22 protein-coding genes, 1 tRNA gene and 1 pseudogene are annotated in these 22,622 nt (G+C 70.6%); 10 read left to right on the top strand and 14 right to left on the bottom strand.

Annotated elements, in window-relative coordinates; translation table 11 throughout:
• A pseudogene (locus EXE45_RS12105) lies at positions 1 to 204 on the top strand (hypothetical protein); the annotation flags it as partial.
• Between the two features lie 44 nt (positions 205 to 248).
• On the opposite strand, the gene EXE45_RS12100 reads toward EXE45_RS12105, so the two are convergent.
• Entirely contained in the window at positions 249 to 1,859 is a 1,611-nt protein-coding gene (locus tag EXE45_RS12100; RefSeq protein ID WP_241989477.1) for a PAS domain-containing protein, read from the bottom strand.
• A 74-nt stretch (positions 1,860 to 1,933) separates the two neighbouring features.
• On the opposite strand from EXE45_RS12100, the gene EXE45_RS12095 reads away from it, so the two are divergent.
• Positions 1,934 to 3,421: an ATPase domain-containing protein gene (locus tag EXE45_RS12095; RefSeq protein WP_137694478.1), complete on the top strand. Its 1,488-nt coding sequence runs from the start codon at positions 1,934 to 1,936 to the stop codon at positions 3,419 to 3,421.
• 13 nt (positions 3,422 to 3,434) lie between these two features.
• Here the strand turns inward: EXE45_RS12095 and EXE45_RS12090 are convergent, their stop codons facing one another.
• Positions 3,435 to 4,103 (bottom strand): tRNA (cytidine(56)-2'-O)-methyltransferase, encoded by a 669-nt coding sequence (locus EXE45_RS12090; RefSeq protein WP_092920239.1) that lies wholly within the window; start codon positions 4,101 to 4,103, stop codon positions 3,435 to 3,437.
• A gap of 168 nt (positions 4,104 to 4,271) precedes the next feature.
• Here EXE45_RS12090 and EXE45_RS12085 point away from each other — a divergent pair, with 168 nt between their 5' ends.
• Both EXE45_RS12085 and EXE45_RS12080 read left to right on the top strand, forming a co-directional pair.
• On the top strand, positions 4,272 to 5,306 hold the full coding sequence (locus EXE45_RS12085; protein WP_092920240.1) for a phosphoribosylaminoimidazolesuccinocarboxamide synthase: 1,035 nt from the start codon (positions 4,272 to 4,274) through the stop codon (positions 5,304 to 5,306).
• A 95-nt stretch (positions 5,307 to 5,401) separates the two neighbouring features.
• A complete protein-coding gene (locus EXE45_RS12080; RefSeq protein WP_092920241.1) occupies positions 5,402 to 6,106 on the top strand; it encodes a DUF47 domain-containing protein in 705 nt (234 codons plus the stop codon).
• Between the two features lie 16 nt (positions 6,107 to 6,122).
• On the opposite strand, the gene EXE45_RS12075 is transcribed toward EXE45_RS12080, so the two are convergent.
• Positions 6,123 to 8,819: an AAA domain-containing protein gene (locus tag EXE45_RS12075; protein ID WP_137694479.1), complete on the bottom strand. Its 2,697-nt coding sequence runs from the start codon at positions 8,817 to 8,819 to the stop codon at positions 6,123 to 6,125.
• A gap of 140 nt (positions 8,820 to 8,959) precedes the next feature.
• Between EXE45_RS12075 and EXE45_RS12070 the strand changes: the two genes are divergently transcribed.
• Positions 8,960 to 9,511, top strand: a complete 552-nt coding sequence (locus tag EXE45_RS12070) for a hypothetical protein (protein WP_137694477.1) — start codon at positions 8,960 to 8,962, stop codon at positions 9,509 to 9,511.
• Between the two features lie 154 nt (positions 9,512 to 9,665).
• The gene (locus tag EXE45_RS20460; protein ID WP_167603303.1) at positions 9,666 to 9,833 is read left to right on the top strand and encodes a hypothetical protein; all 168 of its coding nucleotides are present in this window, start codon (positions 9,666 to 9,668) and stop codon (positions 9,831 to 9,833) included.
• Between the two features lie 36 nt (positions 9,834 to 9,869).
• Here the strand turns inward: EXE45_RS20460 and EXE45_RS12065 are convergent, their stop codons facing one another.
• The 6 genes from EXE45_RS12065 to EXE45_RS12040 form a co-directional block, all read right to left on the bottom strand.
• Positions 9,870 to 10,268 carry a hypothetical protein gene (locus EXE45_RS12065; RefSeq protein ID WP_092920243.1) on the bottom strand — a complete coding sequence of 133 codons (399 nt, stop codon included), beginning with the start codon at positions 10,266 to 10,268 and terminating at the stop codon, positions 9,870 to 9,872.
• 94 nt (positions 10,269 to 10,362) lie between these two features.
• Positions 10,363 to 11,550 (bottom strand): hypothetical protein, encoded by a 1,188-nt coding sequence (locus EXE45_RS12060; protein ID WP_092920244.1) that lies wholly within the window; start codon positions 11,548 to 11,550, stop codon positions 10,363 to 10,365.
• Between the two features lie 3 nt (positions 11,551 to 11,553).
• Positions 11,554 to 11,937: a phosphoribosyl-AMP cyclohydrolase gene (gene hisI / locus EXE45_RS12055; RefSeq protein ID WP_092920245.1), complete on the bottom strand. Its 384-nt coding sequence runs from the start codon at positions 11,935 to 11,937 to the stop codon at positions 11,554 to 11,556.
• A gap of 97 nt (positions 11,938 to 12,034) precedes the next feature.
• Entirely contained in the window at positions 12,035 to 12,472 is a 438-nt protein-coding gene (locus EXE45_RS12050) for a GNAT family N-acetyltransferase (RefSeq protein WP_092920246.1), read from the bottom strand.
• 1 nt (position 12,473) lies between these two features.
• The gene (locus EXE45_RS12045) at positions 12,474 to 13,808 is read right to left on the bottom strand and encodes a DUF92 domain-containing protein (RefSeq protein ID WP_137694476.1); all 1,335 of its coding nucleotides are present in this window, start codon (positions 13,806 to 13,808) and stop codon (positions 12,474 to 12,476) included.
• Positions 13,809 to 14,082: 274 nt separating this feature from the next.
• A complete protein-coding gene (locus EXE45_RS12040) occupies positions 14,083 to 14,862 on the bottom strand; it encodes an HAD-IIA family hydrolase (protein WP_137694475.1) in 780 nt (259 codons plus the stop codon).
• Positions 14,863 to 15,023: 161 nt separating this feature from the next.
• On the opposite strand from EXE45_RS12040, the gene EXE45_RS12035 reads away from it, so the two are divergent.
• The 3 genes from EXE45_RS12035 (at position 15,024) to EXE45_RS12025 (ending at position 17,219) form a co-directional block, all read left to right on the top strand.
• Positions 15,024 to 15,797 (top strand): GTP cyclohydrolase III, encoded by a 774-nt coding sequence (locus EXE45_RS12035; RefSeq protein ID WP_092920493.1) that lies wholly within the window; start codon positions 15,024 to 15,026, stop codon positions 15,795 to 15,797.
• A 106-nt stretch (positions 15,798 to 15,903) separates the two neighbouring features.
• Entirely contained in the window at positions 15,904 to 16,143 is a 240-nt protein-coding gene (locus EXE45_RS12030; protein WP_092920249.1) for a hypothetical protein, read from the top strand.
• Positions 16,144 to 16,307: 164 nt separating this feature from the next.
• A complete protein-coding gene (locus tag EXE45_RS12025; protein WP_137694474.1) occupies positions 16,308 to 17,219 on the top strand; it encodes a 1,4-dihydroxy-2-naphthoyl-CoA synthase in 912 nt (303 codons plus the stop codon).
• 33 nt (positions 17,220 to 17,252) lie between these two features.
• On the opposite strand, the gene EXE45_RS12020 is transcribed toward EXE45_RS12025, so the two are convergent.
• Entirely contained in the window at positions 17,253 to 19,541 is a 2,289-nt protein-coding gene (locus EXE45_RS12020; protein WP_092920251.1) for a nitric-oxide reductase large subunit, read from the bottom strand.
• A 257-nt stretch (positions 19,542 to 19,798) separates the two neighbouring features.
• Here EXE45_RS12020 and EXE45_RS12015 point away from each other — a divergent pair, with 257 nt between their 5' ends.
• On the top strand, positions 19,799 to 20,251 hold the full coding sequence (locus EXE45_RS12015; RefSeq protein ID WP_137694473.1) for a MoaD/ThiS family protein: 453 nt from the start codon (positions 19,799 to 19,801) through the stop codon (positions 20,249 to 20,251).
• A 915-nt stretch (positions 20,252 to 21,166) separates the two neighbouring features.
• Here EXE45_RS12015 and EXE45_RS12010 read toward each other — a convergent pair.
• From EXE45_RS12010 to EXE45_RS11995, 4 genes are all read right to left on the bottom strand, one after another.
• Positions 21,167 to 21,251, bottom strand: a tRNA-Leu gene (locus EXE45_RS12010).
• Between the two features lie 56 nt (positions 21,252 to 21,307).
• Positions 21,308 to 21,664, bottom strand: coding sequence for a ferredoxin (locus EXE45_RS12005; protein WP_092920253.1), 357 nt, complete (start codon positions 21,662 to 21,664; stop codon positions 21,308 to 21,310).
• Positions 21,665 to 21,747: 83 nt separating this feature from the next.
• Positions 21,748 to 21,987, bottom strand: coding sequence for a hypothetical protein (locus EXE45_RS12000; protein WP_092920254.1), 240 nt, complete (start codon positions 21,985 to 21,987; stop codon positions 21,748 to 21,750).
• 37 nt (positions 21,988 to 22,024) lie between these two features.
• Positions 22,025 to 22,483, bottom strand: a complete 459-nt coding sequence (locus EXE45_RS11995; protein ID WP_092920255.1) for a DUF5796 family protein — start codon at positions 22,481 to 22,483, stop codon at positions 22,025 to 22,027.
• Positions 22,484 to 22,622: the final 139 nt, after the last annotated feature.

Genomic DNA, 22,622 nt, shown 5'->3' with positions numbered 1-22,622 from the left:
CGGGCCGGGACCGCGGAGCGCGAGGGGCTCGGCAACGCGGTCGCGTTCGCCAGCGACGCCGCGGGCGCCGGCGACTGGCCGCCCCTCCTCGACCGCCTCTCGTTGGTCTCCATGGCCGACGCCGAGACGGGTCGCGTGCGCGGGACGAGCCGACAGGAGGCCCGGACGCGGCTCGCGCGGCTCCGATCGAAACGGGCGTTGTAGGCGGGACGGGCGTCGCCCGGGCGGCCGCCACCGGACAGGGATGCTCAGGGATGCCTCGGGACCTCCAGCCGGATCGTCGTCCCGTCCTCGCCGGTGTCGATGTCGAAGTCTCCGCCGGCCTTGGCCACGACCCAGTACATGAGCCAGATGCCGAGGCGGTCGGCGTGGGTCAGCGACGTCTCGCCCGCCTCCAACACCTGCGTCTCGTGGTCCGGGATCCCGGGACCGTCGTCTTCGATCTCGACCGCGATCCACTCCCGCGGACGGCGTTCGACGCGCACCTCGACCGAGGGCGTCCCCGCGTCGTTGTGCTTCACGGCGTTCTCGACCGCCTCCGCGACGGCGACGGTCAGCCCGACCACGGCCACCTCGATCGGGTCGTCGCCGGGCAGCGACAGCGTCACCTCCGCGTCGGGGTAGCGACTCCGGATCCGGTTGCGGAGCTCGATTAGCTCCTTCCGGAAGTCGATAGAGGCGTCTAGCGCGGACGCGGAGACCGTCTCGTCGACGGTCTGAACGGCGGTCGCGATCCCGGTGAGGTCCGCGGCCGTCTCGGTGATCACGTCGAGCGACCGCTGTCGCGACGCCTCGTCGGGGTCGTCTCGGAGGAGGTCGGCGTACCCCTCGATGAGGTTCATCTTGTTCCGGAGGTTGTGGTTGAGCACCCGAGCCATCACCTCCAGCCGCCGCTCGCGGATCTTGCGCTCGGTGATGTCGGTCTGGAACCCGACGAAATGCGTGACCGCTCCGTCCTCGTCCCGTAGCGGTTCGACCTGGAGCCGGTTCCAGAACTTCTGCCCGTTCGTCCGGTAGTTGAGGACGTCCACGTCCACCGACCGCTCCTCCTCGATCGCCGCCCGGATCTCCGCCGTGGTCTCCTCGGCCGTGTCCGGTCCCTGAAGGAAGCGGCAGTCCTCCCCCAGCATCTCCTCGCCGTAGCCGGTCAGCGCCTCGAACTCCCGGTTGAGGTACACGAGCGGGTCGTCGTCGCCGTCCGCAGCCCGCGCGAGGGTGATCCCGACGGGCGCCTCGTCCATCGCCTGCTCTTTGAGCCGCAGCTCCCCGACGGTCCGCCTGAGCCGGAGCGAGGTCGTCCGCCGCTCGATCAGGTTCGAGACCCGGGCGAGCAGCGCCCGCCGACCGACCGGCAGTTCGACGACGTCGTCGACGCGTTCCCACACGCTGTCGGCCGGCTGCCCCCGCGGCCCTTCGCTCACCAGCAGCACGAACGGGAGGAAGGCTGGGTCGGCGCGGTCACGCCGGGCGTCGATCGCGTCGCCGGCGGCGCGGAAGGCGTTCGCGTCGAGGACGCAGCAGTCGAACGCGCCGTCGAGCGCGGACGGAGCGTCGGCGGTGCGGATCCGGTACCGCTCGCCGAGCGCCTCGGCGAGCAGGGCGCGGTCGCGGCCGTCGTCCATCAGGAGGAGGACCGTCGCCTCGTCGCCCGCAAGCGAGGCGTCGTCTCGGGCGGGGTCGACGGTCGGGACGCCGTCTCCGTCGTCGAACGCGTCCCCGTCGTCGCCCTCCGGAGCCCCGCCGTCGTCGCCCTCCGGAGCCCCGCCGTCGTCGCCCTTCGAAGCGCCGCGCGACGCCTCGCCTTCCGCGGACTCGTCGCCGCCGGCGGCATGGCGTGTCCGGTCCGACTCCGAGCCCATGTCTCTTCGAACGAGGTGCGGCCGCCACTAAGAACTACCCCATTTATATCACGCTCGCGGGCGAGAGGCGAGACATGGTATCACCCTTATCCGAGCGAGCGTCGACCGGCATCGCCGGGCTCGACGAAGTGCTGTCCGGCGGGCTCATCCCCACGCGAAGCTACATGGTCCGCGGGCAGGCCGGGAGCGGCAAGACGATCCTGAGCTTCCACTTCCTCCAGCAGGGGGTCGACGAGGGCGAGACGGCGCTCTTCGTCAACCTCGAAGAGGACCTCCGCGACCTGAAGGCGAACGCGGCCGCGCTCGGCTTCGACACCGACGCCATCGAGTTCCTCGACCTGAGCCCGAGCGCGGAGGCGTTCGTCGGCGACGAGTCGTACGAGGTGTTCGCGCCCTCCGAGGTCGAGCGAGAGCCCCTCACCGAGCGGATCGTCGAGGGCGTCACCGCGGTCGACCCGGACCGCGTCGTCGTCGACCCGCTGACGCAGCTCCGGTTCCTGCTGTCCGACGACTACCAGTTCCGGAAGCAGGTCGTCGGGTTCATGCGATTCTTAAAAGAGCGGGGGGCGACGGTGCTGTTCACCGTTCAGAACACCGAGTCGCTGCCGACGGACGACCTGGAGTTCATCACTGACGGGACGGTCCGGCTGGACGCGGCCTCGTACGGCAAGACGGTCCGGGTGCCGAAGTTCCGCGGTTCGTCGACGCAGGGCGGGGACCACGCCTACCGGGTCACCGACTCGGGGATCGAGGTGTACCCGGCGCTCCAGCCCGGCGCTCGCCGCGGCGACGACGTCGCGTTCGAGCAGATATCCTCCGGGATCCCGGAGGTCGACGAGCTGCTCCACGGCGGGATCGAGCGGGGCACCGTCACCATCGTGGGCGGGCCGACCGGCGTGGGCAAGACCACCCTCAGCACGCAGTTCATGAAGGAGGCCGCGGGGCGGGGGGAGCGCTCGGTCATCTACCTGTTCGAGGAGAACCGACGGACCTTCCTCGCGCGGTCGCGGGCGGTCAACATCCCGGTCGACGAGATGATCGAGAAGGGGACGCTCCAGGTGACCGAGGTGGAGGCGTTAGAGCGGTCGCCACAGGAGTTCGCGCGGATGGTCCGCGACGAGGTCGAGGGCGAGGGCGCCGACATCGTCATGGTCGACGGTATCTCCGGGTACCGGCTGACGCTGCGCGGCGAGGACGAGACGATGCTCCAGCAGATGCACGCGCTCGGCCGGTACCTCAAGAACGCGGGCGTGACCGGCATCTTCGTCGACGAGACGCGGAACGTCACGGGGGAGTTCCGCGCGACGATGGAGAACGTCAGCTACCTCGCGGACAACATCCTCTTCCTCCGGCACCTGGAGGTCGGGGGCGAGCTCCGCAAGGCGATCGGCGTCCTGAAGAAGCGGACGAGCGACTTCGAGCGGACGATCCGCGAGTTCCGGATCACCGAACACGGGATCACCGTCGGCGAGCCGATGTCCGGGCTCCGCGGCATCCTGAGCGGCACGCCGGAGGTCGTCGACGAGAGGCCGAGAGGCGCGCGCGGCGACTGCGACGAGTAGCGAGGGAGGCGACTCAGTCGCGGTCGTCGGGCTCGTCGCCCGCGGCGGTCCCGTCCTCGCTCCCGTCGCCGCCGTCGCCGCCCTTCTCCCTCGGGTCTCCGTCGGCGTCGACGACCGTCTTCCCGGTCGCCTCGGGCACCACCCGGCGGTCGGCGTCGGCCCACTCGCGGTCCAGCTCCGCGCCCTCGAACAGGCGGTCGAGGAACACCGCGAGCCCCGCGACCTCGGAGTGCGGCTGGTTCGTCACGCCCACGTTGAAGTCGGCGCGCTCGTAGAGCGCCCACGGCACCTTCTCGCCGCCGACGACGACGAGGAGGTCGCGGGGCGTCGAGGCCGCCCCGGTCGCGCCCCCCGCCTCGCCGTCGGTTGCGAGGCCGACCGCCTCGCGAACCGCTTCCTCCACCTCCTGAACGCGCTCACCGTACATCGTGAGGTGGACGACGATCCCCTCGAAGTTCCGGACGATCGCCTTCTGGTCGTCGCGGAGTTCGACCGCGAACGGGCCGCCGAACCGGTCGGTGACTCCGCGGACCGTCTCCGCCGACTGTCCGGCGTTGTCGGGGAAGATCACCCGGTCGGCACCGAGCGCCCGGGCCGTGAGCCCGACGTGCGTCGTCATGCGGTCGTCGCGCCCCGGCCGGTGACCGTACCGGAGCACGACGACCTCGCGCGCATCGTTCATGCCACGGACTGGGCGACCGATCCGGGTGTCGCTTTCGATGCGAGCGCGCGGACGAGGAGCCCCGTCCTCCCCGATTCGATCCGCACTCGTGGATCGAATTAGGGCAAAAATCTTCGAGGTGACCACGTAACTGAAAGTTTCATGTGGGAGGCGGTCGCGGTGTGTGCCATGACGAGCGTCAAGGAGTTCCGCGTCGACGAGCCGGCGACCGCCGACGGACTCGGGCGGGGGCGGTTCGTCTTCACGGACGCCTACTCGGTGTTCGACTGGGGGCGGATGCCCGACGCGATCCCGAAGAAGGGCGCGAGCCTCTGTACGATGGGCGCGTTCAACTTCGAACTGCTGGAGGCGGCGGGCGTCCCGACCCACTACCGGGGCGTCGCGGACTCGAACGAGATCGTCCCGCTCGACGAGGCGAGCGCGCCGCCGACCGAGATGGCGATCGACCTGACCCAGGTACCGGACCTCCCGTACCAGGGGCCCCACGCCGGCTACGACTACGACGCCTTCCACGCGGCGGGCGGGGAGAACTACCTCGTCCCGCTCGAAGTGGTCTTCCGCAACCGGGTTCCAGTCGGGTCGAGTCTGCGAAGGCGGGCCGAGCCCGCAGACTTCGGCCTCGACGACCTCGCTGACGGCGAGTGGCCGGACGAGCCGGTCGACCTCTCCGAGCCCGTCGTGGAGTTCTCCACGAAGTACGAACAGCAGGACCGCTACCTGGCTCGGGCCGAGGCCGACGCGGTCGCGGGCGCCGCCGATATCGACGCCCTCGAATCCCTCGCACGCGAGGTGAACCGCGTCGTCACCGAGCGCGCCGAGGCGGCCGGGTTCGTCCACGAGGACGGGAAGATAGAGTGCCTCTACGTCGACGGCGAGCTCCGCGTCGCGGACGTGGTCGGCACCTTCGACGAGAACCGGTTCTCCTACGACGGACGCGGGATCTCGAAGGAGGTCGTCCGGCAGTGGTACAAGGCGAACGACCCCGACTGGGTCGCGGCCGTGAAGGCGGCGAAGGAGTCGGTCGCGGGCCGCGAGACGGACGACTGGCGCGAGCTCTGCGAGCCCGATCCGGACCCCCTCCCGCCGGCGGTCGTCGACGCGGTCTCGGAGCTGTACGCGGCCGGGACGAACGCGTACACCGACCGCGAGTGGTTCGACGTTCCGGGGATCGAGTCCGCGCTCGACGCGGTCGACGCGCCGTGAGGCGCGGTTGAGAATCCGCTGGAGCGAGCGTCAAACCCTCACGATCGACGAAACGCGAGGGAACCTCTTTACCGCCGACGCGCGTGGATCGGCGCATGCCAACCGACGCCGACTTCGGGGAACGGCTCGAGACTCGGACCGTCGCGTATCTCGACCGGATCGACGACTGCGCCGCGCTGCTCCCGCGAGCGCTCGACGAGTACGCGGCTGACGGCGCGTACGGCGAGACGGTCGACGAGATAGTCGCCATCGAAAGCGAATGCGACGACCTCGTCCGCGGGCTCACGGCGCTCATCACCGACGCCGGTCCGGACGACATCGGACTGCTGAACACGCGGATCAACTTCAACGAGTCCGCGCTGCTCGACTTCTACAACGAGCTCGACGTGGTCGCGAACCACACCGAGCGGATAGTCCAGGAGGTGGCGATGATGCGTCCCGACGCGGGCGCCGAACCGTTCGGTGACATGCGCGAGATGGCCGAGCGGATCGCCGAGATGGTCGCGGTCCTCGGCGACGTCGTCGAGGGGTTCGTCAGGGGGCTCGCCCGCGCCGACGCCACGGAGACGCTCGCCGGCGGGATCGAATCGATCCGCGCCCTCGAAAGCGAGTGCGACGAGCTCCGCAACGACGCCGTCGAGACCGCCTTCGGCGACGGCGCGATCGATCAGCCGCTCGTCTACCGCGAACTCGCGATCCTGCTGGACGAGCTCGCCAACACGATCGAGGACCTCACCGACCGGATCGTCGTGATCGCGAGCAGCGAGCCGGGGATCGTCACCGACGCTGACGACGAGTAGCGGGAGGCGTCACCCCTCACCGACGCGCCCAGTCGAGCATCCGCGCGTAGAACGGGTCGGAGCCGAGCGCCTCGGCGTCGCCCACGATCGTCAGCTGCTTTTTCGTCCGGGTGAGCGCGACGTTCACGCGGCGGTGGTCCTCGAAGATGGGGCCGTCGAGGTCGCCGGTCGCGACGAACGAGACGAGGACGACCTCCTTCGAGGAGCCCTGAAAGCGGTCGACGGTGTCGACGGTCACGTCGGTCCGGCGGCCGATCTCCGCGACCTGCGCGCGGAACGGGGCGATCACGCCGATGTCGCCCGGGTCGACGCCGGCCGCGACGTAGGCGTCGACGACCCCGGCGACGCGCTCGGCCTCGCGGACGTTCCGGTTTCCGTCGCGCTCGCCGTCGGGGTCGACGAACCCCACGCCGCCGGTCAGTTCGGGCGCGAGCGCGCCGGCGTCGACGCCGAGGTCCGCGAGCGTCTGCCCGGCCACCTCGGGAGTCGCGGGGCGGAGCGCGCCGTCGTAGAACTCCGCGGAGGCGAACGCCTGGATCCGCTGGCTCATCCGGTACTGGCGGTCGAGCATGACGCTCGCGTCCGGATACGCCTCGATGAGTCGCTCGAAGAGGGAGGTCCGGAGGTCGTTCTCCGCGCGCACGACCGGGGGGAGCTGCTCGTGGTCGCCGACGAGGACGAACCGGTCCGCGAGGTTGATCGCGGCGTGGGTCCCCGGCTCCGTGAGCTGGGAGGCCTCGTCGACGAGGGCCACGTCGAACTCGCACTCGCGCATGACGCGGGAGCCGCAGGCCGCGGTGGTGGCGGCGACGACCGGCGCGTCCCGCAGCTCCGCCGCCTTCGCGTTCGGCTCGCCGCGCTGGACGAGCCGCACGTCCCGCATGTCGTCGCGGACGCCCGTTTCCGTCCCGACGCGCAACACGTCGTCGAACCCCTGATCCCGAAGCGCCTCGAGCGCGTTGTCGACCGCGCGGTTGGTGAACGCCGACAGCAGCACGCGATTGCCCTCCTCGACCAGCGCGCGGATCGCCCGGGCGATGGTGTACGTCTTCCCGGTGCCCGGGGGGCCGTGGATCAGCGCCAGGTCCTCGGCGTCCACCGCGAGCTCGACCGCCTCGTTCTGCGCGTCGTTGTTGTCGATGTAGGCGTCGGGGGTCTCTGCGGGGCGGTCAGCTACGTCCCGGAACTCCGGCTCCCGGCGACCGAACAGCACGTCCTTGCGGTCCGTGTCGCCCTTCAGCACCGCGTCGTGGAGCGCGGTCAGCGAGCGGTCGACGGAGATCTCGGAGGGGTAGACGTCGAGCCGGCGCAGCTCGACCGGCTCGTCCGCCTCGACGACGACCTCGTCTTTCCCGAGGCGGGTGATGCGCCCGAGCTCCGCGTGCCCGGAAACGGGGTCGCCGTCGCTCGCGAGCGCCACGTCGCCCTCGCGGAGCTTCGAGACGGCGTCGCCGGGCTTCCGGGCGCGGAGCTCCCACCGGGCGTCGTCGATCTCGGTCCGGCCGGTCGGTTCGAGGCCGATCAGCGCGCGGTCGTCCGCGGCGCGCTCCGCCGGCGTCTGCTCCCACAGCTTCCGGTACTCGGCGTGGGTCTCGCGGCGCTCCTCCTCTAAGGCGACGTAGAAGCGGTCGAAGTAGTCGCGCTCCTCGTCCGGAATCGGTTCGCCGATCTGGCCCGCCTTCGACTCCTGGTCGAGACGGCCGGAGACGACCATACAGGCGTCCTGCTCGAAGCAGTAGCTACAGGTCGCGTCCGCCTCGTGCCCCGTCGGGACGGTGGGGCGCTCGCCGCGGTCGTTGAGCGCGCGCCACTCCATCGCCGCGAGGGCGTTGCGCTCGCGCACGACGAACTCCAGGAAGCCCCGCCCGACGGTGAACTCCTTGGCGGGCGCGAGGTCGCCCGACTCCTCGTTGCGGTCGAGGGCGGTGTTCTTGGTGTACAGCAGCGTCCCGATGTCGGGGTCGACGCCGCGCTCGTCGAGCATCAGCGCGTAGCAGGCGGCCTGGACCTTGTCGTGGAACCGCGGTTCGCGCTTCGTGTTCTTCCCGGTCTTCAGCTCGACCGGGGTGCCGCGCCGGAGCGCGTCGGCCCGTCCCTTCAGCCCGAACGTGGGCGAGATGAGGGTAAACTCCGAGCGCCACGTGTCCTCGTCGCTCAGGGTCCCCTGCGCCAGCCACCCCTCGACGGCGGCGGCGTTGCGGCGCACCTCGTCTTCGACCTCCGCGGTCTCGTAGCCGAGGAGTCCGAGCTCGAGGCCGGCCTCCGCGACGCGGTCCTCGACCGACGCCTCCAGCTCCATCCCGCGCAGCAGGTCGCCGAACACCTCGTGGACGATGGTCCCCTTGACCACGGGGTAGTTGAGCGGGATCCCGGAGAGCTTGTTCAGGTAGTACATCCGCGGGCACTGGACCCACGACCGGATCCCCGTCACGTCGACGAGGAAGTCGGGTTCGAGGACGACCCACGACTCGTCGGTCGTCGCGTACCCCGTCTCGCCGCGATACTCGTCTTCCTCGGGGTCGGTGACGAGCAGCTCCATCCCCGGCTCCGCGTGTTCGGCGGTCTCCGTCCACTTCCCCCACAGCGTCACGTCGACCGGGTCGCCCGCGCCGCGGTCGGGCCGGATCCGCACCTCCCGGAGGTCGCGCTCGCCGTACGACGTCGACACCGTCCGCGCCTCTCCGACGGAGACGATCGGCCCGCGAACGTTCACGTCCCCGCTCGGCGGCGGCACCGAAAAACGCTGTCGGTGGTCGCGGTCGGCGGTCGCCGTGACCGTCGGATCGATCGCGCCCGACCGCTCCGCCGGCACCGACACGCTCTTGCGCTCGCCGTCCCGAACTCTCGACCGACATGCGCGTACGAGACTGGGACGACATCCTCGCGGACGTCGCGAGCGACTCGACCGACCCCGAGGGCTGGCGGGCGGTCGCCGGCTCCCGCGAGGGCGGCCTCGGCGAGGACCTCTACTTCGGTCACCCGAGCGTCGGGCTCTACCACCTGAAGACGTACGCGAAGAACCCCCGAGACCTCCGCGGGGTCGGGACCCGAGTCGCCCGCAGCGTCGACGACGAGCTCGATCCGCTCCTCCCGGACGCCGACAGCGACGGCCGGTTCGCGGTGCAGTCGGCGCCCAAAGACGAGGAGCACGCCGAGGAGATGGCGACGCGGCTCACGGAGGCGCTGCGGGTCCACGCCGAGGCGCCGACCGAGCCCGACCACCTCTTCGAGGACGTGATGGAGGCGGTCGAGTCGCCCGCGTTCGGCCCGATGGAGTACGAGTTCGACGGGCGCCCGGACGAGCTCGACGAGCTCTCCGACACCTTCGAGGCGGCCGAGGAGCTGCTCACAAGCGAGCTCGACGACCTGATCGAGGACGACGACGTCGACCGCGGCTTCCACTGACGCCCGCCGCGACTTCCACTGACGCCCGCCGCGACTTCCACTGACGCCCGCCGCGGCTTCCACTGACGCCCGCCGCGACTCCCCCGGAGCGCCGCGGTCGGGCCGCGGAGACATCCGGCGCATCGGTTTTGTCTCTCCCCCGCCAACGACGCGTATGGGACTCAAAGCGGACACCGCGAACGGCCTGATATCGCTCGGCATCGGCGTCGCAGTCACCTGGCTCACGGCCTCCGACGGCGACCACAGCACGGCGGACCTCCTCGTCGCGGTCGCGATCAGCTCCTTCCTCTCGGGCTTCTTCACGAGCTACTTCGCGAAGTGACGGCCGAGCGGCGAGGGGGAACCGGAGCGGTCGGCGTCAGATCGCCGTCACCCACGCCCGGTACTCCTCGTCGAGCTCGTACACCTCGCGGAAGGCGCGCTCGACGAAGCCCGCCACTCGGTTCGCGTCCGAGCGGGCGGTAACGACGGCGTTCGTCCCCTCCGCCTCCTCCGGGCTGACGAGCTCGTCGATCCGGAACTCGGGGAACTCGGAGAGCAGTTCCTTCAGGCGGTCCAGCTCGTCGTCGGTGCAGTCCATGATCAGCTCGGTGCCCGCGAGCTGGATCCACGGGGGGATCTCGCCGCCGTCGGTGTCGTCGCTGTCGGGGTCGACGTCGACGGTCATCACGTCACCGGAGCGCGCGCGGTGCGCGGCCGCGGCGTCGGCGAACAGCTTCAGCCGCTCGTCCTCCGTCGCGGCGTCGAATCTGGTCATACGGTCGCTCGGCCGCGACGGGGCTTAAAATCCGCACTCCGCGGCGGCCGGGCGTCCGGTCTCTCCCGGACCGACCTCTCGGCCCCCGCCCCCCTCACTCCCGCTCCGTCTCCGCCAGCACGTCGTCGACGAGCGAGAGGGTCCGCTCCGCCTCGGCGACGCGCTCGTCCGCCTCCCCCCGGTCGATCAGGGCCAGGGCGTCGTCGTCGAGTTCGTGCCTTACCTCGGCCGCGCGGCGGAGTCGCTCGTACTCGTCGCTCCGCGCGAGTTCGCGGACCGAGCGCAGCGTCGCGACGACCTCGTCGTCCGCGATCCGGCCGACCAGCGGCACCAGCTCGTCGATCTCGTAGGCGAGTTCGTCGCCCGGCTTCGGCGGCCAGTCCACCGTCAGCGGCTCGCCGTCGAGGCGTTCGAGGTACGTCCGGTGGACCGCGACCGCGGTGCGCAGCGCCCCCGGGTCGTCGACGTAGTGCTCCAGCTTGGAGTTCGTGTAGTCGGCGTACTCCAGCAGCGTCGCGGGCGGCTCCTCGCCGGCCGCGTGCGTCTCGACGTACTCCGCCAGGTCCGTCGGGGGCACGTCGACGTCGACGAACGGGGTCGCGTCCGCGCGGTCGAGGAAGTCGAACACCTCGCGGGCGGACGCCGACTCGAAGAACTCCCGGAACGCCGCCCGAATCCCCTCGTCGTACGCCTCGATCGGGTCGCGGAGGCGGTCGAGGTCGGCGTCGAGGTCGGCGTCGGCCATGGCGGCGACCTCGCGGAGCTCGTCGAGTCGCGCGTCGAGACGCTTGCGGGCCTCGCGGGCCGCCTTCCTGGCTCCCCGGTAGTCGTCGACCGCGTCGTCGTACGCCTCCAGGAGGTCGACGAACTCCCCGGCCGGCTCCAGCGCCTCGCGGGCGGCCGCGAAGTCCGACTCCGAGAGCCGGCGCTTGTCGACCGCCTCGTCGGCCGCCTCGAAGGCGTCGGCGGCCGGGAGGTCGTCGTCGACGTCGGTCGCGTCGTCGAACTCCCCGCGGAACCGGACGTACGACTCGAAGTCGCCGGAGCCGACCGCGTCCTCCTCGTACCGGTCGAGGATCCGGTGGGCGCGGCGGTAGGCGTCCGCGGCCGCCTCGACGCGGTCGCGCCCGTAGCCGTCGATCCGCTCCTCGATACGCCGGAGCTCGTCGTAGCGCTCACGGAGCCGGGCGGCCGCTTCCCCCGCCTCGGAGACGGGGTCGTCGTCGCCCGCTCCGCCCTCCTCGTCGCCTCGCCGCGCCGTCCCGCCGGCACCCTCGGCCATCGGTCAGTACACCTCGTCGGGGTCGAAGACGCGCTCCCCGACGTGTTCGCCGTCTATCGTCCGGTGGAAACACGACCGGTGGCCGGTGTGGCAGGCCCCGCCCGCCTGGTCGACGAGGTACAGCAGGGTGTCGGCGTCGCAGTCGACCCGGACCTCCCGGACCGACTGGGTATGGCCGGAGGTGGCGCCCTTGTGCCAGATCTCCTCGCGGGACCGGGAGTAGTAGTGGGCCTCGCCGGTCTCGCGGGTGCGCGCCAGCGCCTCGGGCGAGACGTACGCGAGCATCAACACCTCGCCGGAGTCGGCGTCCTGGGCGACCGCCGGCACCAGCCCGTCATCGCCGAAGTCGACGTCGATCGCCCCGGTCTCCGCGTCGGCGTCACTCATGGCTGTCCGGAGACGTGGCGCCCGAATAGTCCTTGTGTCTGCGGCGCTCGGAAGCCCCGGTACGCCGGGAGACGGCGGCTCCCAGACGGCCGACCCGCTACCCGTCCGGAGCGAGCCGCAGGGCGAGCGCGTCGCCGTCGGCGTACGCGCCCGGCCGCCGCTCGACGACCTCGAAGCCGAGCGACTCGTACAGCGCGAGCGCGGCGTCGTTATCGGGGTGGGCCTGAAGCGTCACCGGTCCGTCGGCGTCGGCGATGGTCGCGGCGAGCAGCGCTCGGGCGCGCCCCTCGCGCCGGAACGCGGGCGCGACGACGAGCTCCGCGACGTGGACGCCCGAGCGGTTCGGCGCGTCCACCGGGAGCAGGTAGCCGACGACCCGACCGTCGGCGACGCTCACGCGGGCGGCGCCCACCGCGAGCCCGTACTCCAACAGGTCCGGGCTCGGCTGTCGGAGGTGCGACTGGAGTTCCCGGATCCGGGCGGCGTCGGCGGGTCGTCCGGGGCGAACGCGGGGGTTTCGGTCCTCGTCAGCCATCTCACACCGCCGTCCAGAGCGCGACGGCGGCGACCGCGCCGCCGAGCGTCGCGAGGAAGTTCACGGTCTGGTTGCCGACCCGGTCGCCCTCGATCAGGGCGCCGAGGAGGCTGTCGACGGTCATCCCGGCGACGCCGGCGGCGGCGACGGCTCCGCCCGCGGCGACGCCGCCGGGGACGACCGGATCGAGGATCGGGCTCCCGCCGGCGGCGAGCGCGCCGACGAGCACCGCGCCGGAGAAGCCCGCGAGTTCGCCCTGCCAGGTGACCGCGCCGTCGGTCCCGGGGTCGACGCGTCGGAGCGTCGTCACCAGCCGCGGGCCGTCGTAGAGGCCGCCGATCTCCGAGGAGAGCGTGTCTGCCATCGCGGTCGCCGTCGCGCCCGCGAAGACGAACCCGAACGGCGCCGCCGGGACGGCGAGATGCGGCGCGGCCGCGTAGCCGACCACCGCGGCGAGCGCGATCGCGGAGTTCGCTAACACGTTGCCGGTGCCGCGGGCGCCCTCGTTCTCCTGGGCCACTCCCCTGTCCGCCTTCTCGTCGAACCGGTACTTCGAGGCGAGGCCGCCGACCGCGTAGAAGGACATCAGCGTGAGGAACCAACCGACGCCGCCGAGCACGACCGCGAGCAGCGCCGAGACGACGCCGGTGAGCATCCCCGCCACCGAGGCGGTGCCGATGGCGAAGGAGACGTAGCCGAGCGCGCCGGTCACCGCGAGGCCGGCGGCGATCAGGGGGGCCTCCACGGTCGGCTCCAGCGCGATGAACCCCCACGTCACGAACGCGACGAGGGCCGTCGTGATGTGCGCGTCCCGCGAGAACACGAGCGAGCGGATCAGCGCGGCCGTCAGCGCGGCCGCCGCGGCGAGGAAGACGAGCAGGGGGACCGTCTCGGCGTCGACGCGCGCGCCGGTCTGGAGTCGCACCGCGATCTGTCCGACGAGGGCCGCGGCCGTCCCGACGACGACGTAGCCGGCGACCAGCGGGAACTCGTCGGTCGTCCGGCGGGAGACGAGCGTCCGACCGAGGCGGCCGGCCCCGACCGCGAGCGTCGCCGCCGCGAACGCCTCGTACGGTAGCGGGGCGCGCGGCAGCGACGCGAACAGCGCGAGGCCGGCGCCGGCGAGCGCGAAGGAGACGAGTCCGTAAAGGCGCTCGGCCTCCCGGTCGCCGGGTAACGCGAGCGTCTCGAACCACTCGCCGTCGCGGACGCCGAAGAAGGCGCCCCCGGCGACGGCGAAGAAGGGGACGGCGGCGGCGGTGTCGAGCGCCGGCGCGAGGACCGCGAGGGCGGCCACCGCGGCGAACACACTCGCGCGTCGGACCCTCCGTAGCACGTCCTCGGCTACCCGCGACGACCACTTAACGGTCCCGACAGCCGTCGGGCGGTCGACCGCTGACCGCCGTCACCGCGACGCCGATGTCAGTATCGGTACTCGTTGAACTGGACCGCGTGTCCCTCCAGCACGCGGACGGACTCTTCCGGGTCCTCCTCGTCGTCACCGATCCGATCCTCGTGCGAGTCAACCACTCCCATGAGAGAGCCGTACACGTCCGCCCATATAACTGTTCTCCACGTGGCGGCGGTGACAGTTCGCGGAGAGCCGATCGTCAGCCGATGACGCGGTCGATCTCGCCGAGGTGATCGATCACGTGATCGGGGACAGTTTCCGACGCCGCGAGGGTGTCGTCGTCGGTGACGCCCGAGCGGACGAGGACGGTCGTCATTCCGGCGCGCTCGCCGAGCGCGATGTCCGTGTCGAGGCGGTCGCCGACGACGAGACACTCCTCGGCGGGGGCGGAGAGTCGCTCGCGGACCATCTCGATCGCGGTGTCCGAGGGCTTGCCGAGGACGGCGTCGGGGTCGCGCTCGGCGACGCCCGCTATCGCGTTGATCACGGCGCCCGATCCGGGGACGTCGCGCTCGGGGGCCGGGATCACCACGTCGGGGTCGGTGCCGATGAAGGGGATATCGCGTTCGAGGGCCCACAGCGCGGTACAGAGGTCGTCGTAGTCGAACTCGCGGTCGATGGAGGCGACCAGGGCGTCGGCGGCGTCGACGTCGTCGGTCGTCGAGAGGCCGGCCGCCGCGAACTGGTCGCGCAGTCCGGGGTCGGCGATACAGAGCAGGTCGTCGTCCGCGTGGTGTTCCCGGAGGTACCGCGTCGTCACGCTGCCCGCGGTGAACACCCTCTCGGCGTCGACGTCGTACCCCGCCGCGCCGAGGCGGTCGACGTACGCCGGCGGCGCCTTCGTCGGATTGTTCGAGACGAACAGGGTCTCGATCCCGGCCTCGCGGAGCCGGCGGTACCCCGCCGGGGCGCCCGGGATCGGATCGTCGCCGCGCACGACCGTGCCGTCGACGTCGAGGACGGCGCCGCTGAACTCCATGCCCGGAGTGGGGACGCCACGGCCGTAGGGGTTGCGCCCGGGAGGGGGACGGTAACTGACCGCCGACGCCGACGGACCGCCTCGGATCACGAACTCGGTACCGGTTCCACCTTCGGGATAACGGAAGGGTAAAGCGGCAGCGTTCCGTATCGATGTTCACTGTGACGACGACTCAGGTGACCCTCGTCCAGATCGACAACTATGGGCCGTGGACGACGACGCCGGAGCCGCGCCGCGAGATGGACCTCCAGACGCTCCAGTCGCGGCTCTTCGCCGACGTCGCCCAGTTCCTGGGCCACCGCGACGCCTACGTCTTCTTCACCAGGTTCGACAACATGATTGCGGTGACGAACGGCGTCGACGGCGCGGCCCACGCGACCCTTCAGGAGTCGATCGGCAACCGCTACCCCGTCAGCGTGAGCCTCGGCACCGCGGTCGCCGAACGCCCCGTCGACGCGCTCGAGGCGGCGAACAGACGGCTCCAGACCGCGGGTAGCGCGCAGGACGAGAGCCGGACCGAGGTGCTCGCCGGCGAGTACCTCTCGGAGACGGACCGGTCGGACCTCCAGGTCGCGCACTTCGACGTGGTCAACGCGACCGGCAAGTACACCGACCGACTCAACGAGTTCGACACGTTCATCAACATCGAGCGGGCGTACGGCTCGCTGATGCGCCACCTCCGCGAGGCGCACGGCGCCCTCTCCTTTTTCGTCGGCGGCGACAACATCGTGGCGGTCTGTCCCGACCTCCCCGAGACGGCGTTCTCGTCGGCGGTCGCGCACGTCGAGGACGACGTCGACATCGAACTCCAGGTCGGCGTCGGTCGCGGTGCCTCCGCCCACGAGGCCGGCTTCGCGGCCAAACACGCCCTCGAAGACTGCCGCCACGACGGGACGAGCGTCGAGCTGTTCGGCGCGCCCGCCGTCAGCGACTGACGATCCGGCCGCGCAGTCCGTCGATCTCGACGGTTACCCGTATCGAATCAGTTCTGATAATTTCGGTGCGAGATTTTTATACACCGGCCGGAAACCCCCGGTTAGCATGTCAGAGGAGATAGTGTTCGTCTGTACGGCGGACGGCTGTGACGAAGGTCCCTGGGAGGGCTCGCACGACGCGATGGCGCACTGCTCCGAGCATCCGGACCACGGCTACACCGGGATGCCGCGGTCGGAGATCGGGCCCGCCCGCGAGGTCATCCCCGCGACCGCGACGCGGAAACGTGACAACCGCAACCTCCAGCACAAGGGGCACCCCAAGGGTGCGCACGCGCAGAACGACTGACGGGCCCCGACGGACGAATCGTCGCTCCGGCGTCCGTCCCCGGCGCTGGGCCCGGATCCCCGTCCTCGTCGCGCAGCGCGGCGAGGACCGCTCCTCGTGAGCCGGGGTCCTCCCGGTCGCTCGATCCGGCGTCGTTTATACGCGCCCCGGGCCTACGGTCCCGCATGGTCTCGGACATCTTCGATCCCGACGCGTGGGATCGCGTCACCGACGAGTTCGACGACATCACCTACCACCGCGCCGTCGACGTCCCCGCGGTCCGGATCGCCTTCGACCGCCCCGCGGTCCGCAACGCCTTCCGGCCCGGCACGGTCGACGAACTGTACGCCGCGCTCGACCACGCGCGCAAGCAGGCCGACGTCGGCTGCGTCCTCCTCACCGGCAACGGCCCCTCCGAGAAGGACGGCGGCTGGGCGTTCTGTTCCGGCGGCGACCAGTCGGTCCGCGGCGGCTCCGGCTACGAGTACCGCGACGACGACGAGGCGGGCGACGACGACGACGACCTGGTCCGCTCGGCGCGGGCGGGCCGGCTCCACATCCTCGAAGTCCAGCGGCTGATCCGGTTCATGCCGAAGCCCGTCGTCGCGGTCGTCCCCGGCTGGGCGGTCGGCGGCGGCCACTCGCTGCACGTCGTCTGCGACATGACGCTCGCCAGCGAGGAACACGGGAAGTTCCTCCAGACCGACCCCGACGTGGGCTCGTTCGACGGCGGGTTCGGCTCCGCGTATCTCGCGAAACAGATCGGCCAGAAGAAGGCCCGCGAGGTGTTCTTCCGCGGGAAGACCTACTCCGCCGAGGAGGCCGCGGACATGGGGATGGTCAACGAGGTCGTCCCGCACGAGGAGCTGGAGGACGTGGCGCTGGAGTGGGCCGACGAGATGACCCGGAAGTCGCCGACCGCGATGCGCATGCTGAAGTACGCGTTCAACATGGCCGACGACGGGATGGTCGGCCAGCAGGTGTTCGCGGGCGAGGCGACGCGGCTCGCGTACATGACCGAGGAGGCCCAGGAGGGCCGCGACGCGTTCCTGGAGGGCCGGGAGCCGCAGTTCCGCGAGTACCCCTGGCACTACTGATCTCCCCGGTCAGCGAGCGGCCGGGAACGACCGTCAGTCGTCGTCCCCGACGATCCCCTCGGCGACCGCCATGTCGTCGACGGTGGGGTCGTCCTCCGACGCGCGGAGGACGAACCGCTTGCGGATCAGGTCCGCGACGTAGATCGCGGTCCCGGCGATGATCAGCGTGTCGCCGGGGAGCCGCGCCCAGAACAGCGTCTGGACGATGTCCCGCTCGTAGAACGCGAGGCTGCGGGCCGCGGCGTAGCTCTCGGTGAACGCGACATCGAGCTGGAGGAAGCCGACCGGGAGGACGGAGACGAACACCATCAGCGCCAGTCCGACGTTCCAACACCAGAACGACGCGCGGAGCCACGAGCCGTCCCAGCGCTCGGGGTCGATCGACAGCTGGAGCATGTACGTCACCATGCCGAGCGCGAGGAAGCCGAACGCGCCGAACATCGCCGCGTGCGCGTGGCCGACGGTGAGGTACGTGCCGTGCTCGTAGTAGTTGATCAGCGGGAGATTGATGAAGAAGCCGAGGACGCCGGCACCGACGAAGTTCCACACGCCGCTGGCGACGATGAACATGAACGGAAGCTTGTATGGGAATCCGGTCTCGGCCATCGCGCGGTACTGGCCGATGGCCTCGTAGAGGATGAAGATCAGCGGGAGCAGCTCCAGCGTCGAGAAGACGCTGCCGATCGGCACCCAGTAGTCCGGCATTCCGATCCACCAGTAGTGGTGCGAGACGCCGACGACGCCGGTTCCCATCACGAGCAGCGCCTGGAGCATCACCGCCTTCTCGGCGCTGCGCCGCGAGAGCAGGTTCATCGACACCAGGGTGAGCCCGATGATGGCGACGATGAAGAACTCGAAGGCGCCCTCGACCCACATGTGGACGACCCACCAGCGCCAGAACTCCGTGACGGCGATGTTCGTCGACGGCGTGAACATGAAGCCGGCGACGAACAGCAGGGTGATCGAGCCGCCGGCGTAGAGGATCATGTGCGCGAGCCCGTACACCGGCTCGCGGTCGAGCAGGGGCTTGAGCCCGCGGATCGCGAGGACCGCCCAGAGGATGAACCCGCCGAGCAGGCCGGCCTGCCACACCTTCCCGACCTCGAGGTATTCGAGCCCCTCGTTGCCGAGCAGCCACCAGAGCTCGCCGGGGAGGTAGCCGTTCGCACCGAGCCAGATGCCGCTCATCCCGCCGACCACGACGACGACGAGCGCGCCGAGCAGGACGCTCACGTACGTCCCCTGTCGCTTCGGCTCGTGGCCGGTGAGCAGCGGCGGGAGGAACAGGCCGGCGCCGAGCCACGTCGACGCGATCCATAAGATTCCGAGGTCGATGTGCCACGTCTTCGCGATGGCGAAGGGGAGCAGTTGGAGGACGTGTATCCCGAACACCCGCTCGATCCCGAAGAACCCGGCCCGCTCGATGTAGAAGTGGGCGAGCAGCCCGCCCAAGAGCACCTGCGCCAGGAACAGCCCCGCCGCGATGGGGATGAAGCGGAGCGCGGCGCGCTGGCTCGGGAAGACGCTCACGTCGCCCGGCTTCGGAACCGAGATGCCCTCCGAGGACGGCTCGGGGAGCTTCACCGACTTGTAGAGGAGGATCGCCGCGCCCGCGGCGCCGACGAGCAGCACCATGGCGATCACGCTCCACGTCATCGCCGAGCCGGTGGCGTCGTTACCGGCGCCGGGCGCGTACGGCCACTCGTTGGTGTACGAGTGGTCGGCGTTCGGGCGGTCGGTGTGCGAGAACCACGCGGTCCACAGCGCGAAGTCCGCGAAGTTCCGGGCCTCCTCCGCCGAGCCGATCATCCCCGCGGGGACGCCGCGGTCGTGGTCGCCCTCGTGGTACCGTTCGACGTACGTCTCGCGCACCTGCCGGTGGGCGTACACCTCCGCGGCGGAGTACTCCACGACGTCGCCCCCGTCGTGCGCCGCGTCGAGTTCGTCGCGGACGAGCGCGTCGACGCGCGACTGCTCCCCGGAAGCGAGGTCGTCGTACGCCGCGCCGTACTCGGCGTCGGCGTAGTACTCGCGCATGTGTTCGACCTTCAGTTCGAGCGCGTCGGCGGTGTAGTCCTCGCCGTAGTACGCGCCGTTCCCGAGGATCGACCCGTGGTTCATCAGCCCGTACTGCTGGAACGCCTCCTTCCCGTCTTGGACCTCGGCCCCCGTGACGATTGTCTCGCCGTCGGGACCGACGACCTCGTCCGGTATCGGCGGCGCCTCTTGGTACGCCAACCACGCCCCGGCGCCCATCACGGCCAGGTTCAACAGGAACGCCGCGACGATGACCTTCGCTATCGTCTTGCGCGTGAGTCGCATGGGCGGGCGTACCACCGACACGGCCTATGAGTTTGGTGGCAACATGTTCGGTCGGATTCCCGGCGTCCGAAACCGTCGTCGCCGGGCCGTTTCGAGCGATCTCACTGCTCCTGTGGCGGGCGCCCCGACGCGCGCCGCGCGGGAGCGACCGCGACCGGTTGATGACCGCGACCGGTCGACCCCGCTCGGTCTCGGTCCGTCCTCCCGTGAACATGTTCGTGACCCGGCTTACCCGGAGCGGCAGCGTACGTACGCGTATGGCTCAGACCACCGAGATGGCGGAGTCGCCCCCGACCGACGCGGACGCGAGCCGAGCGGACGGGGCGGAAGCGACCGCGACCGAGGCGGAGACGACCGTCACCGTGCGGTGTACCGGTCACGTGCGCACGGAGCTCGGCGTGTACGAGTTCGAGTACACCTTCGAGGGCGACACGCTCCGGGCGTTCCTCGACGAGCTGTTCGAGGACTACCCGCAGCTCCAGGACATGCTGATCGCGGAGTCGGAGTCCGACGCGACCCACAGCGGCTGGGCGCCGACGCCGGAGGAACTGCCCGGAACGTGGTCGAAGAACCCGGTCGGCGAGCAGACCATCGCCTACGCTCGGATCCTCGTGAACGGCCACTTCAACGAGAACGAGAACGGCTTCGACACGGAACTGGAGGAGGGCGACCGCGTCGCCCTCGTCTACCCCTTCATGTTCTGCTGTTAACCGGGACGGATCGATGTCACCGAGGTCGCGGTGATATTCTCAGATCCCCCGGCGCTCGTTTATAATTGACCACGGATCGGCAGCGAATCCCTCCAACGCTCCAATCGCTCGGCACTACGTCGTCGCTAACGGATCGCGGAGAACACCGCCGGAGGCCCCAGTCGCGAGGCGGGCGCACGCTCGCTGTCGTTCGAGACGCCTTCGGCGTCTCGTGATGACGAAACGGCGCTGCCGTTTCGAACTGCGCGCCTCACTCGGTCGCTATCGCTCCCTCGCTGCGGTGTCGCCGGCGGCTCCGCCGCCGGCTTTCCGTGGCGCGTAGCGCCACGCTACTTACGTCGCCTGCGTCCGCCTCCCGACTGCCCCTTTGCGTCCCACCCCGCCCCGCACAGCAACCGCACCTCACGCCTCCCCAGCCTCGTCGCGGCCGCTTAAAAACGGCCGCGACTCCCTCGCGCGTGCTGTCTCGCGGCCGCCGATGGCGGCCGCTCGCAGGCACGCGCCACCGCACCGGGTTTATCAGTGGCCACGACTGTCGCTCGCGAGTTGCTTGCCGCAGGAGTGCGGGGGAAGGGATTCGAACCACAGTCGGACGTGCTCGCTTCGCTGCGCGCGACCTCTTTGATTCGAATCCCTATTGTCCGATTGCTGCTGCTCGCGAGTTGCTCGCGACAGCAATGCGGGGGAAGGGATTCGAACCTCACTCACTCCGCTCGCTTCGCTCGCTCCGTTCCCTGGTTCGAATCCCTTCTGTGCCCAGTGCTGTCGCTCACGTACTGTTCGCGACAGCATGCGGGGGAAGGGATTCGAACCCCAGTCGCTCCCGTTCGCTCGCTCCGCTCGCTCACCTTCCGCTCCCTGGTTCGAATCCCTTCTGCTCCTAGTGCTGTCGCTCACGTATTGTTCGCGACAGCATGCGGGGGAAGGGATTCGAACCCTCGAACCTCTACAGGAGCGGATCTTAAGTCCGCCGCTTTTGGCCAGGCTCAGCCACCCCCGCGCGGATTCGGCTACCGGCGGCGCGGTGAAACCCCTTTCGGAACTGGGGGCCGGACGCTACCAGTCGACCGAGAGCGTCCCGTCGCCGTGCGGGTCCGGCGCGATCTCCTCGTCCGTCCGGCGGTCGACGACGTGGATCACGCCCGCGTCCTTCTTGGCCGGACACGCCTCGGCCGCGGCGACGTTCTCTTCGAGGTCCTCCTCGCCGATGTAGTACGCTTCCGGCTTCGCCATCCCGCTCACGACGTCCATCACCCAGTTGTCCGCGACCTCAGCGCACTTCCCCGCCCCGAAGCACTTGTTCGCCTCGAAGACGATCTTGTACGGCTTCTCCTCGACCGGCGGCCCCTCGCCCCCGATGTCGCTGGCGCGGAGCACCTCGTCGCCGCCGTCCGTTTCGGCCTCGTCGCTCATGACGCCCCCTCGGCGGCCGCGGGACTTTCGTCTGTCGGTCGTTCCCGCTCGCTCGGGACGATCGACCGGGCCGGACGAGTCGGTCACTCCTCGATGTGCTCCGCGAGCAGTCGCTCCGCGTGGTCGGGGGAATCGGCCGGCTCCCAGCGCACCTTCGCGGCGTCGCCGTACGCGAGCGCCTCCTTCAGTTCGTCGCGGAGGACGCCCGTGCCGAACCCGACCGTGTCGCCGTCTGCGTCGCCGAGTTCGTACAGCGCGTAGCGGTCGGGGGCGCTCCCGACGGTCGAACGGTCGAGGTCGCGCCACGGCTTCGCGAGGCTCATCGCGTCGACTCCCCGCCCGGCCGCGCGCTCGTCGGCGTCACCGGTGGGCGTCCAGCCCGTCCTCGGGGCCCTCGACGATCTCGTAGCTCCCCTCGGTCCAGCCGTCCTCGACGAAGACGAACACCCGGCCGCCGGCGATCTCGGGGTCGGCCACGACCTCGTTGCGCTGCCCCTCGCGGCCGACGATCACGCCGGGGAACACCTCGTCGCGCTCGCCGTCCTCGACGATGACGCGGCCGACGCCGGACTCCGCTAGGATCTCGTCGTCGGTCTTGTAGTCGTTCACGTACGTCATCACGCCCTCAGTTTCCGTGGGGTCGGTGACGAGCACGTGGGTCTCCTTGCCGGGACCGGCGGTCACCGACCCCTCGGCGGACTCTGGGACGCCCCGGTAGAGGGTCGTCCGCCCGTCGAGGTACTCGACGACGACGCCCTCCTCGCGGAGGTCGACGCCGATCGACGTCGGCGGCACGTCGCTGCGCGATGGCGCGGACATACGCGACGCTCGGAGTGCCGGCCTCAAAAGGGACGCGCTCGGCCCTCGCGCCGACGCGCACCGGACGGCCACCCGACCCCGACGCCGCGCGGCGGGGCGCCTTCAGCCGCGAGAATCGGCGTGCCACATTTAAGTTCCT

The organism is Halorubrum sp. SP9 (assembly GCF_005435015.1).
GTDB classification, from domain to species: Archaea; Halobacteriota; Halobacteria; order Halobacteriales; family Haloferacaceae; genus Halorubrum; species Halorubrum sodomense.
Note: the sequence above shows the minus strand (reverse complement) of the source record. Positions and strands in the feature narration are given on the sequence as shown.